The sequence below is a fragment of the Caballeronia telluris genome, from assembly GCF_001544495.1.
Lineage (GTDB): Bacteria > Pseudomonadota > Gammaproteobacteria > Burkholderiales > Burkholderiaceae > Caballeronia > Caballeronia telluris.
This window is the reverse complement of the sequence record NZ_FCNZ02000009.1, coordinates 45,046-57,529: the sequence shown is the minus strand read 5'-3', so window position 1 is coordinate 57,529 and position 12,484 is coordinate 45,046. Positions and strand designations below refer to the sequence as shown.

Annotated in this window: 9 protein-coding genes; 4 read left to right on the top strand and 5 right to left on the bottom strand. The window is 67.2% G+C overall.

The features are described from left to right. From argH to AWB66_RS13415, 4 genes are all read right to left on the bottom strand, one after another. On the bottom strand, positions 1-1,407 hold the full coding sequence (argH, locus tag AWB66_RS13430) for an argininosuccinate lyase (RefSeq protein ID WP_087630776.1): 1,407 nt from the start codon (positions 1,405-1,407) through the stop codon (positions 1-3). A gap of 125 nt (positions 1,408-1,532) precedes the next feature. Continuing rightward, positions 1,533-2,276, bottom strand: coding sequence for an anti-sigma factor (locus AWB66_RS13425; protein ID WP_087630775.1), 744 nt, complete (start codon positions 2,274-2,276; stop codon positions 1,533-1,535). After that, positions 2,276-2,860 (bottom strand): sigma-70 family RNA polymerase sigma factor, encoded by a 585-nt coding sequence (locus AWB66_RS13420; RefSeq protein WP_087630774.1) that lies wholly within the window; start codon positions 2,858-2,860, stop codon positions 2,276-2,278. Before AWB66_RS13420 ends, AWB66_RS13425 begins: the two co-directional genes overlap by 1 nt. A 306-nt stretch (positions 2,861-3,166) precedes the next feature. Beyond that, positions 3,167-3,976, bottom strand: coding sequence for a helix-turn-helix transcriptional regulator (locus tag AWB66_RS13415; RefSeq protein WP_087630773.1), 810 nt, complete (start codon positions 3,974-3,976; stop codon positions 3,167-3,169). Between the two features lie 132 nt (positions 3,977-4,108). Between AWB66_RS13415 and AWB66_RS13410 the strand changes: the two genes are divergently transcribed. Then, complete coding sequence (locus AWB66_RS13410; RefSeq protein ID WP_087630772.1) at positions 4,109-4,861, top strand: class I SAM-dependent methyltransferase; 753 nt, start codon at positions 4,109-4,111, stop codon at positions 4,859-4,861. Between the two features lie 42 nt (positions 4,862-4,903). On the opposite strand, the gene ppc is transcribed toward AWB66_RS13410, so the two are convergent. Further along, positions 4,904-7,945, bottom strand: coding sequence for a phosphoenolpyruvate carboxylase (ppc, locus tag AWB66_RS13405; protein WP_087630945.1), 3,042 nt, complete (start codon positions 7,943-7,945; stop codon positions 4,904-4,906). A gap of 250 nt (positions 7,946-8,195) precedes the next feature. Between ppc and hemC the strand changes: the two genes are divergently transcribed. Genes hemC through AWB66_RS13390 form a run of 3 tightly spaced genes read left to right on the top strand, consistent with a single transcriptional unit; the run spans position 8,196 to position 12,459 of the window. Next, positions 8,196-9,197: a hydroxymethylbilane synthase gene (gene hemC / locus AWB66_RS13400; protein ID WP_087630771.1), complete on the top strand. Its 1,002-nt coding sequence runs from the start codon at positions 8,196-8,198 to the stop codon at positions 9,195-9,197. Then, positions 9,197-11,266, top strand: a complete 2,070-nt coding sequence (gene hemDX / locus AWB66_RS13395) for a fused uroporphyrinogen-III synthase HemD/membrane protein HemX (RefSeq protein WP_087630770.1) — start codon at positions 9,197-9,199, stop codon at positions 11,264-11,266. Before hemC ends, hemDX begins: the two co-directional genes overlap by 1 nt. Continuing rightward, positions 11,266-12,459, top strand: coding sequence for a heme biosynthesis protein HemY (locus AWB66_RS13390; RefSeq protein WP_200818990.1), 1,194 nt, complete (start codon positions 11,266-11,268; stop codon positions 12,457-12,459). The genes hemDX and AWB66_RS13390 overlap by 1 nt, the downstream gene beginning before the upstream one ends. The last annotated feature ends 25 nt before the right edge of the window (positions 12,460-12,484 follow it).

Sequence of the window (12,484 nt, the reverse complement as noted above, 5' to 3'; positions counted from 1 at the left end):
TTACGCCAACGCCGCCCGCGCCGCCTTCACCGCCGCGCGAACCTGCTCCGGCGCCGTTCCGCCCGGATGATTGCGGCTCGCGACCGACCCTTCGAGCGTCAGGTATTCGAACACATCGTCGCCGAGCAGATGCGCGACCTTCGGCAATTCCGCGCGCATCTCGTCGAGCGACAAGTCCGCGAGATCGCACCCGCGGTCCACGCAGATCCGCACCGCATGCGCGACGGCCTCGTGCGCGTCGCGAAACGGCAGGCCGCGCTTGACCAGATAATCCGCGAGATCGGTGGCCGTCGAGAAGCCCTGGAGCGCCGCCGCGCGCATCGCGTCCGGCTTCACCGTGATGCCCGCCGCCATTTCCGCGAAGATGCGCAACGTATCGGCGACCGTATCGACCGTGTCGAAGAGCGGTTCCTTGTCTTCCTGATTGTCCTTGTTGTACGCGAGCGGCTGGCCCTTCATCAGCGTGAGGAGCGCCATCAGGTGCCCGTTCACGCGCCCGGTCTTGCCGCGCGCGAGTTCGGGCACATCCGGATTCTTCTTCTGCGGCATGATCGACGAACCCGTGCAAAAGCGGTCCGCCAGGTCGATGAAGCCGACGCGCGGGCTCATCCACAGCACGAGTTCTTCCGAGAAGCGCGAGACGTGCGTCATCACGAGCGCGGCCGCCGCCGTGAATTCGATCGCGAAATCGCGATCCGACACCGCGTCGAGCGAATTCGCGCAGATGCCGTCGAAGCCGAGCGTCTTCGCCACCGCGTGACGGTCGATCGGATAGCTCGTGCCCGCGAGCGCCGCCGCGCCGAGCGGCAGGCGGTTCACGCGCGCGCGGCAGTCGCGCATGCGCTCGCTGTCGCGACCGAACATTTCGACGTAGGCGAGCAGGTGATGCCCGAACGTCACCGGTTGCGCCACCTGCAAGTGCGTGAAGCCGGGCATGATCGTGCCGGCGTGCTGGTCGGCGAGATCGATCAGCGCGAGACGCAGGTCCTTCAGCAGACCGCCGATGCGGTCGATTTCGCCGCGCAGCCACAGGCGGATGTCGGTCGCGACCTGGTCGTTGCGCGAGCGGCCCGTGTGCAGACGCTTGCCGGCATCGCCGATCAGCGCCGTCAGGCGCGCCTCGATGTTCAGATGGACGTCTTCGAGATCGAGCTTCCACTCGAATTCGCCGCGCTCGATTTCGCCCTTGATCTGCGCCATGCCTCGTTGAATCGCTTGCAGATCGTCCGCGCCGATGATCTTCTGCGCGGCGAGCATCGACGCATGCGCGAGCGATCCTTCGATGTCGACGAGCGCGAGCCGTTTGTCGAAGAACACCGACGACGTATAGCGTTTGACGAGTTCCGACATCGGCTCGGAGAAGCGAGCCGACCAGGCTTCGCCTTTTTTGTGCAGTTGGGACGTCATGGTGATGTGAATTCGGGGAAAGAGCGGCAGCAGGCGGCGCGAAGCCGGGGAATCCGCGATTTTAACATCGGCGCTTTCCCATTACGCGGCGTGCGCCGGCCCGGCGCACGCCGCGAAGCACGCTATCACGCGGCCGGAACTACCTTGCCGGTGTAGACGACGGGTCCGGTCGGCGCGTTCGGGTTCGGCGATCCGCCCGGCGGCTCGACCGACACCGCGAGCGCCGGGAACGTGTTCACCGACGCCGCCTTGAAGCGCGCCGTTCCGCCCGGCGGGAGCACGCCGAGCGACACCGGATGACCTTCCTTCGGCAAGCCCCAGAGCTGCATCGACTTGCCGGCGGGATCGGTGACGCCGCTCATGCGGCGCACGGTCATCTCGGACGTACGGTCGTCCCAGGTGACGAGCATCGTCGTGCGCGATTCCTTGTCGGCGAGCGTCACGACGTAGCCGACGTGCGGTTCCTCCGCGACCTGCGGCGCGGGCACGGGCGCCGGAACCGGCGTCAGTTGCCGCAGCGCGACGACGAGCGCGATCGCCGCCACGGCGGTCGCCGCGATCGACCAGCCGCGCCAGAACGACAGGCTCTCGAACCAGCGCGGCGGCGGCGCGGCGGGCGCCGGGCGGCGCGCGCCGCCAAGATTCAGACGCCGCTCGATCGCGTCCCACACGGCAGCCGTTGGCGTCTCGTGCGGCGCGAGTTCGCCGAGTGCCAGAACCCGCGCGCGCCACGTTTCGATGGCGACGCGAATCGCCGGATCGCGTTGGGAAATGGCTTCGAAGCGCCGCCGCGACGGGCCGCGCATCACGCCGAGCGCATATTCGGCGGCGAGCCGGTCGACGAGGTCGGGATGTCTGTTCAGATCCATCACAGACCTCCCAGGCAAGCCTTGAGCTTGTCGAGACCGCGCCGGATCCACGATTTCACCGTGCCGAGCGGGACCTGCATTGCATTCGCCACTTCGCTGTGGCTTTGGTCACGCAGATAGGCGAGCGCGACCGCCTGGCGCTGGCTCGCTTCGAGCTGCTCCATGCAGATCCTGAGCCGCCGGGCTTCCTGGCTCAAGAGCGTTTCTTCCGACGGATCGGCCTCGTTGCCGGGCAGGATGTCGTCCAACGCTTCGCTCCACTGCGTTTCCGCGGCCGCGCCGCTCGCCTTCTGCCGACGCAGAAAGTCGAGCGCGCGGTTTCGCACGATGGCCGCCATCCAGGTCATCGGCGCGGAGAGTCCCGCGCGGTAGTCGCCCGCATAGCGCCAGATGTTGACGAACGCGTCCTGCAGGACCTCTTCGGCCCACTCGCGCTTCACCAATATACGAAGCGCGAGCCCAAACAGTTTCGACGATGTGAGGTCGTAGAGCGCGCGCAGTGCAGCGGCGTCTTCGGTAGCAACGCGTTCGAGGAGTTCGACGAGCGTGTCGGGCGTCGGATCGCGGGGAAGGGCTGTCGGCATCGTGACGCTCGTATGTCCGTTCGTGAAAGCGGCCCGGCCATCTTACAGAACGAATCCTCGCGCCCAGAACCGATTTTTTCGCGCCGTGTGTGCATCCGATCGGTTCTGCGCCGCGTAAGGCTTTTGACATAGCGCAAAAAAAGAGCGGGAGACCATCGGGGAAACAAGAAACGAGAGCGTCCTGCGACGAGAGCGCGGGCATGGCTCATTGCGTGTCCCCGTTCTCGCCGGCGCATCCGGGGAGAACGGTTCGCCCGGCCGGCCTCGGCTGGGCATTTTTTTGGTGGCGCTTTTTCGCCCAGCGGGTCAGGCGCCGCCGACCAGAATCACGAGCTTCAGATCCTCGCGATGAGCGGGCTTGAACGTGATCTGATCGAAGACGAGCCGTCCGTGCACCGGATGATTGAACGCGCGCTCGCCGCCTTCGCGCTCGCCCACGTCCTGCGATGCCCAGAAGCGCGCGAACGCGTCGCTCGCGGCGGTGAGGCCGTCGATCAGCGCGCGCGTCGGCGCGTCGTTCAGATGCCGGATCGAATCCGCGCGAAATTCCGCGACGAGCCGCCGCGCGCGCGTTTCCCAGTCGACCACCAGTTCCAGCGCCTGCGGCGTCGTGAACATATACGTCAGCAGATTGCGGTCGTGCGTTCCGTCGAGCCAGCCGACGAACAGGTCCGACGCCTGCGGATTCCAGCGCAGCGCATTCCACTGACGATCGAGCACATAAGCGGGCGCGCCGATCAGCGAGACCGTTTGCAGCAGCGCGGCGGGGGCGTCCTGCGCGGCGGGATCGGGCTCGGCGGGATCGCGCTCGCCGGCGAGTTCGAACAGATACGCACGCTCGGCGCGCGAGAGCTGCAGCGCGACGGCGATGCGCGCGAGCGCGTCGGCGGAGGCGGAGACCGGGCGTCCCTGTTCGATCCACGTGTACCAGGTCGGACTGACGCCGCACAGTTGCGCGACTTCCTCGCGGCGCAGGCCCGGCGTGCGGCGGCGCGGGCCGGGCGGCAGGCCGACCGCGAGCGGCGAGAGCCGTTCGCGATGCGCGCGGATGAAATCGCCGAGCGCCCGCGCGGGCGTGACGTCAGTGTCGTGTTTTTCCGTGGACAGGGTGGTCATGAAACGTCGGTGAATCGGGGCAGGTAGTTTAGATACCGGAATAATCGCTTGACTTGTACCGGTACAGGGCGGGCTCTATTGTAGCGGCACGGACTCCACCGACAACCCAAACTCAACCCCACGGAGCAATCGATGAAACACCATGACCAGGTCGCCGACGCCTTCGGCAGCACCGCCGCCGCCTATTTGACGAGCGCCGTCCACGCGACGGGCGCCGATCTCAAGGAACTGGCGCGCCAGGTTTCTGCGACGCCGCAAGCCAACGTTCTCGATCTGGGCTGCGGCGCGGGGCACGTGAGCTTCGCGGTGGCGCCGCACGTGAAATCGGTGGTGGCGTACGACATCGCCGAGCCGATGCTCGCGACCGTCGCCAGCGCCGCGGCCGAGCGCGGGCTCGGCAACATCCGCACGCAGCAAGGGCCGGCGGAAAAGCTGCCGTTCGCGGATGCGTCGTTTTGCTGGGTGCTCTCGCGGATGAGCGCGCATCACTGGCACGACGTCCCGGCGGCGCTTCGCGAAGTGCGGCGCGTGCTGAAACCGGGCGGCCGCGTGGTGTTCGTCGATATCGCGGGCGCCGATCATCCGCTCCTCGACACGCACATTCAGGCGATCGAATTGCTGCGCGACGCATCGCATATCCGCGACTATCGCGCCGACGAATGGATTGCGCTTTTCGAAGCGGCGGGTTTCGCCGCGAAGGTGACGAGCCGCTGGCGCCTGCCGCTCGAATTCGATGCGTGGGTGACGCGCATGCGAACGCCCGCGGAACGCGTCGTGGCGATCAAATCGATGTGGAATAACGCGCCGGACGAGGTGCGCAAGTACTTTGCCGTGCAGCAAGACGGCTCGTTCGAACTCGACGCGATGATGATCGAGGCGAGTTGAAAAAAGCGGCGGCCGCGCGAAGCACGCGGCCGCCGTCGCCAATCAGCCGGTATTGCGCAGGCCCGCCGCGATGCCGTTGATCGTCAGATGAATGCCGCGCCGCAGGCGCTCGTTCTGGTCACCCGAGCGGTGGCGCTTGAGCAGTTCCACTTGCAGGTGATTGAGCGGATCGAGATACGGGAAGCGGTTCTTGATCGAACGCGCGAGCAGCGGATTGTCGGCGAGACGCTCGCCCTTGCCCGTGATTTCGGCGAGCGCGTCCGACGTGCGCGCCCATTCCGCGACGATCCGCTCGAACACATGCTTGCGCAGCTTCTTGTCCGCGACGAGTTGCGCGTAGCGCGACGCCACCGCGAGGTCCGTCTTTGCCAGCACCATGTCCATGTTCGACAGCAGGTTCGCAAAGAACGGCCAGCTCTTGTGCATCTTCTTGAGCGTGGCAAGGCGTTTCGCGCGCTCGGCGTCGCTGCCCGCGCCGTCGAGATACTGCGCGACCGCGCCGCCGAACCCGTACCAGCCGGTCAGAAGCAGCCGGCATTGTCCCCACGAGAAGCCCCACGGAATCGCCCGCAGGTCTTCGATCTTGCGCTGTTTCGGGTCCTGGAGCTTGCGCGAAGCGGGCCGGCTGCCGATGTTCAGTTCCGCGATTTCCGCGATCGGCGTCGACGAGAAGAAGTAGTCGGTGAAGCCGGGTGTCTCGTAGACGAGCGCGCGATACGACGCCATCGCGGCATCCGAGAGCGCCTGCATCGTCGCTTCGAAGAGCGGCAGTTGCGCGGGCGAGTTTTCGTGCGGCAAGAGCGTGGCTTCGAGCGTCGCCGCGACGACCGTTTCCAGATTGCGTCGCCCGATTTCCGGATTGCCAAACTTGCTCGCGATCACCTCGCCCTGTTCGGTGAGGCGGATCTGGCCGTCGACGGTGCCGGGCGGCTGCGACAGGATCGCCTGATAGGTCGGGCCGCCGCCGCGTCCGACCGTGCCGCCGCGCCCGTGGAAGAGGCGCAAGGTCGTGCCGCGCTCCTTGAACAGCGCGACGAGCGCCAGTTCCGCGCGATACAGCTCCCAGTTCGACGTGAGGAAGCCGCCGTCCTTGTTGCTGTCCGAGTAGCCGAGCATCACTTCCTGCTCGCCGCCCTGATTTTCGACGAGCGCATCGACGCCCGGCAGTGCGAACAGCTCGCCCATGATGACGGGCGCGTTGCGCAAGTCGGCGATGGTCTCGAAGAGCGGAATGACCATCAGGCCGCCGCGCACGGGGTCGTCGTCGCTGCCGAGGCGCCCTTGCAGCACGCCCGTTTCCTTTTGCAGCAGCATCACTTCGAGCAAATCGCTCACGGTTTCCGTGTGCGAGATGATGTAGTTGCGCACGGCGCGCTCGCCGAATTTTTCGCGTGTCACGCGCGCCATTTCCAGCACGCCGAGTTCGCTCTTCGCAAGTTCGGAATAGGGCGTATACGGCAGACGCAGCGGCCGCGGCTGCGCCAGCTCCTTCAGCAGCAGCGTGCGCTTGTCTTCTTCGGAAAGCGCGGCGTAATCCGCCTCGACGCCCGCGCGCGCGAACAGTTCCGCGATCACCGCTTCGTGGATGTCCGAACTCTGCCGCAAGTCGATGCTCGCGAGATGGAAGCCGAACACTTCGGCGGCGCGCGCGAGGGGCGCAAGACATTGCGTCGCGAGCGACGCGCCGTGATGCTCCCCGAGTGAGTCGATCAGCACGTGCAGATCGCGTGCGAACTCGGCGGCGTCGGCGTAGGGAATCGCGCGCACGGGCGCGGCGCCGCGTCCCGCGCTGCGCACCGAAACGACGCCTTCGCCGAGCCGCACGCGCGCGCTCGCCGCGAGCCGCGTGTAGATGCCGATCAGCGCGCGCCGGTACGGTTCGTCCGTGCGATGCGGCGACTGGTCGGGCGAGGCGTCGGCGAGCGCTTTCAGTGCGTCGCTCGAACCGGCGAGCAGATTCGACACCGACAGTTCGGCGCCGAGCTTGTGCACCTGCTCCAGATAATGCTCGAAGATCACCGTCGCCTGCCGCGTGATGGCGGTTTCGAGCGTCGGCCCGGTGACGTTCGGATTGCCGTCGCGGTCGCCGCCGATCCAGCTTCCCATCTGGAAGAACGGCGGCAGGCGCGCGGGCAGGCCGTGTTCGGCGAGCGCGGCTTCGATGTCGGCGTAGAGCGCGGGAATTTCCGCGAGGAAGGTCGCGCGATAGTACGAGAGCGCGTTCTCGATTTCATCGCCGACGGTCAGGCGCGAGTCGCGCAGCATGCGCGTCTGCCAGAGCGACGTCACGCGCGCGCGCAACAACGATTCGTTGTGCGCGCGCTCGCGCACGGTCAGTTCCTGGTCGCGCTCGGCGAGCAGGCGCGCGATGTCGTGCTGCGCGTCGAGAATGCTCTTACGCTGCACTTCGGTCGGATGCGCGGTCAGGACGGGGACGATCAGGGCGTCGTCGAAGAATTTTTGCAGCAGCGCCTTCGTTTCCGCGTCCTTCGATTTCGCCTGCATCTGCTCGATGGCGTAGGCGATCGTGCCGGGCTGCGGCGCGGAGCCGGCGAGCGCGTGGATGCGGCGGCGGCGGTTGTGATGCCGGTCCTCGGCGATGTTCGCGAGATGCGAGAAATAGCTGAACGCGCGCACGACGCTCACGGTCTGCGCGGGCGTGAGCTGCTTCAGGCGCTTTTCGAGCGTCTGGGACGCGTCGCGGTCGTCCTCGCGGCGGAATTTCACGGCCGTCTGACGAATCGCCTCGACGACGTCGTACACCGCGTCGCCTTCCTGCTCGCGCAGCACTTCGCCGAGCAGGCGGCCGAGAAAGCGGATGTCTTCGAAGAGCGGGCGGTCCTTGTCGTCGCGGGCGCGGCTCGACGCGCGCTTCGCGGCGGGCTCCGCTGCGTCCACGGATGCGCCGTTCAGCTTGGGCGCCACTTTCGAGGACGGTTTGCCCTTGACGGCCACGGCCGCTTTCGACGACTTGCCCGCGGTCGCGGCGCGCGTAACGACGGTGGATGACGGCGACGGCACGGCGGGCGCGTCGGGCAAAGGAGCATTGCGGCGCGCGCGGCGCGCCGATCCGGAAGACGTCACGATGGGTTCCTCTTGGAAGCCAGGACCCATGTACAGAGGGCGACGAAGTCACTGGAACCTTCGTCGGTCGTGCGTGAAAAGGAATTGGCGGGGGCCTTGCTTGCCGGGACTCTCTGGTCCCTCGTCTCCTCCCACGACGCCCGCCGCACGTGCCTGGCACAAGGCTCGAGCGGGTTGTCCGTCTGTAAATGGACCCTGGCGTGCGTGCTACCATTGTTTGTTATCCATCCCGTCATTTCACCGAGCATCAATGAATTCCGAGACGCATTCCACGACACCACCCAAAAGCCTTGTGATCGCTTCGAGGGAGAGCCGGCTCGCGATGTGGCAAGCGGAGCACGTGCGGTGTGCGCTGCACAAATTATATCCATCTTGCGACGTAAAAATTTTAGGAATGACGACGCGCGGCGACCAGATTCTCGATCGCACGCTGTCGAAGGTCGGCGGCAAGGGCCTGTTCGTCAAGGAACTGGAAGCCGCGCTCGCGGACGGCCGTGCCGATCTCGCGGTGCATTCGCTTAAAGACGTGCCGATGGAGCTGCCCGAAGGCTTTGCGCTTTCGACGATCCTCGAACGCGAGGACCCGCGCGATGCGTTCGTGTCGTCGCACTACGGGTCGCTCGGCGAACTGCCGGCAGGCAGCGTCGTCGGGACTTCCAGCCTGCGCCGTGAAGCGATGCTGCGCATGCGCTTTCCCCATCTCGACGTGCGGCCGCTGCGCGGCAATCTCGACACGCGGCTCGCCAAACTCGATCGCGGCGATTACGCGGCGATCATTCTGGCGGCGGCCGGTCTCAAGCGGCTCGGACTGGAGTCGCGCATCCGCGCGTTGCTGAACGCCGACGAAAGTCTGCCGGCGGCCGGGCAGGGCGCGCTCGGCATCGAGATTCGCGCGGATCGCGCCGAACTCGCCGCGTGGCTCGCGCCGCTGCATCATCCGGAGACGGCGGCCGCGGTGGAAGCGGAGCGCATGGTGTCGCGCGCGCTCGGCGGAAGCTGCGAAGTGCCGCTCGCCGCCTACGCGACCTGGCGCGACGGCGCGCTCCATCTGCGCGGCTGCGTGGCGACGCCCGACGGCACGCGCGTGCTCACCGCCGAGGACACGGCGAACGCACCGGACGTCGCCGGCGCGCTGGAACTCGGCCGCCGCGTCTCCGCCGATCTCGAAGCCCAGGGCGCGATGGACATCGTGCGCGCGCTTTCCACGGCAAGCGGCGCCCGCGTGCCGCCCGCCGCGACACCCGCTGCCTGATGACGAGCGCGCGACGCGTCACCATTGTCGTCACCCGGCCGATCGGCCAGTCCGCCACGCTCCTCGCGCTCTTGGCCGACGCGGGGTTCGACACGCTCGAATTTCCGCTGATCGACATCGCGCCCGTCACGGACGAGGCGCCGTTGCGCGCGGCCCTCGACGAACTCTACGGGCCGCGGAAATACGCGCTGGTCGTGTTCGTGTCGCCGAATGCGGTCGATCACGCGTTCGGCAAGCTCGCCGCGCCGTGGCCGGCGGACGTGCCGGTCGCGGTCGTCGGGCCGGGCAGCGTCGCGGCGCTCGCGCGTCAGGGCGTCGCGGCGCCGGCGCATCGCGTGATCAGCCCGTCGGCGGAATCCGCCGATCCGCGTTTCGATTCCGAAGCGCTTTATGCCGCCATCGAGTCTCAGTTCGGCACGAACGGCCTCGAAGGCAAACGCGTCCTGATCGTGCGCGGCGACGGCGGGCGCGAATGGCTTGCCGAGCGCATGACGGAAGCGGGCGCGACGGTCGAGAAAGTCGCGGCCTACCGGCGCATCGTGCCCGAACCGTCGATGCAGAAGTGGGAGCGGATTCACGCGCTGCTCGCCGATGAGCCGCACGCGTGGTTGCTGACGAGTTCCGAAGGCGTGCGCAATCTCGACGAACTCGCGCGCGAGCATCTGAGCCCCGACGAAACCGCGCGACTGAAGCGCGCGCCGCTCGTGAGCCCGCATCCGCGCATCGCCGAAGCCGCGCGGAAGGCGGGTTTTGATAGGATTACGGTGTCCGGCGCCGGCGACGAGCGCATCGCCGAGTCGCTCAGGACGGTGTTCGCAAGCGAAGCGCAACACAATGCCGATGCGACACACAGCGCGACGACAACACAGACGAAGACCTCTAATGCGGAATCCACGCCGACGGATTCCAAACCGGCCAGAGCGCCGGCCCACCAACCGGCTCAATCACGCATGACTGATTCGAACGATTCCAAGAAAGCTTCACCTCAGCCGACCGTGACGCAGCCCCTGCCGCCGAACACGCCGTTCACGCCCTACGAGGCGCAGCCGAAGAAAAGCAGTGCGGGCACGGCGCTGTTGTGGCTCGTCATCGTGATTCTCGCGGTGGCGGCGGGCGGCGGCGGCTTCCTGCTGAACCGCAAGTTCGATCGCACCGACCAGCAGATTGCCCAGCGTTTGCAGGCGAACGACGCGCAAACTGCCGACCTGCGCGCGAAAGCCGACCAGGCCGCGAGTTCCACGGGCGCGCTCAACACGCAGATCATCCAGTTGCAGGGCAAGTTGAACGACGCCGAAGCGCACAGCCAGGCGCTGCAACAGCAATATCAGGATCTCGCGAGCAACCGCGACGACTGGACCATCGCCGAAGTCGGGCAGATCCTGTCGAGCGCGAGCCAGCAGTTGCAACTGACGGGCAACGTCCAGCTCGCGCTCTTCGCGCTGCAAAGCGCCGATACGCGCCTCGCTGCCGCCACCGGGCCGCAGATCGTCGCGATCAGGAAGGCCATCGCGCAGGACATCGACAAACTCAACGCCACGCCGAGCACCGATCTCACCGGCCTCGCCATCAAGCTCGACACCGCGATCGGTCAGGTCGACAACCTGCCGCTCGCGGGCGAAGCGCCGATCGAGCGCGCGAGCGCGAAGGCGGCCGCGCCCGGCGACAGCGCGTCGATTGCAGCGGCGACCGGCCAGCCGCGCTGGAAGGTGCTCTGGCAGCAGTTCGTGAGCGGCGTCGGGCAGCAGTTGTCGAGCCTCGTGTCGGTGCGCCGCATCGACAACGCCGACGCGATGCTGACCTCGCCCGATCAGGGCTATTTCGTGCGTGAGAACGTGAAGCTGCGGCTGTTGTCGGCGCGCCTGTCGCTGCTCTCGCGCAGCGAACCGACGCTCAAGTCCGACCTGCGCGCCGCCGATGCCGCGCTCGGCCGCTATTTCGATCCGTCGTCTAAGAAGGTCGCGTCCGTGCGAGATCTCGTGAAACAGGTCGATCAGGCATCGCTCGCGGTCGCCGTGCCGAACCTGAACGACAGCCTGGCCGCGGTCCACCAGTTCAAGCGAGGCGGATGATGACGATTCGTGGACTCATCTGGCTGGCGCTCCTGTTCGCGGTCGCGGTCGTCGTCGCGACGGTCGGCGGGTTCAACGGCGGGCAGGTGCTCATCGTGTTGCCGCCGTATCGCGTCGATATTTCGCTCAATCTCTTCGCGGTCGCGCTCGTCGTGCTGTTCATCGTGCTCTATGGGCTGATCCGCGCGGCCCGCACCGTCTGGAAGATGCCGCGGCGCGTCGCGGCCTATCGCGCGCGCAGCAAGCTCGCGAAGGCGAACGCGTCGCTGCGCGATGCGATCGGCCATCTGTACGCGGGCCGTTTCTCGAAGGCGGAGAAGGCGGCGCGCGACGCCCTCAGCGTCGACGATAACAAGGGCGCCGCCGGTCTCGTCGGCGCGAACGCGGCGCACCGGATGCACGAGTACGCGCGCCGCGACGAGTGGCTCGGCCAGATCACCGGCGCGGAATGGCAGGACGCGCGCCTGATGGCGACCGCCGACATGCGCGCCGACGGCCGCGACGCGGACGGCGCGCTCGTCGCGCTGACCGAAATGCAGGCGCAGGGCGGCCGGCGTCTGCACGCGCAGCAGATCGCGCTGCGGGCGCAGCAGCAGTTGAAGAACTGGGGCGAGGTGCTGAAGCTCGTCAAGATGCTGGAGAAACGCGAGGCGCTGCATCCGGCGGTCGCGGTGCGTCTGCGGCAGGTCGCGGCGGAAAACCTGCTGCGCGACCGTCGGCACAATCCGGATGCGCTGCTGGAACTGTGGCAGTCGCTTTCGCCGGCGGAACGCCAGTCGCCGCGTCTCGCCGATCTCGCTGCCGAACTGCTGATCGCGCTGGACAGGCGGCAGGAAGCGCGCAAGATCGTCGAGGAAGCGCTCGCGCACAACTGGGACGCGCGGCTCTTGCGCCGCTATCCCGATTGCGTGTCGGGCGGCGATGCGCTGCCGCTCATCCAGCGCGCGGAAGCCTGGCAGAAGGAGCGCACCGAAGACGCCGACCTGCTCTTCACGCTCGGCCGGCTGTGTCTGCATCAGCAGTTGTGGGGCAAGGCGCAGGCGTTTCTCGAATCGGCGCTCAAGCTCGCCGACAACGAGCCGCTCAAGATTCGCACGCACCGTGCGCTCGCGCGCCTGCATGAGCAGCTCGGCGATACCGAGAAGGCGAGCCTGCATTACCGCGAGAGTGCGCTGGCGATGAACGTGGTGTAATCGTCAGGACGAAAAAAAGCCGCAT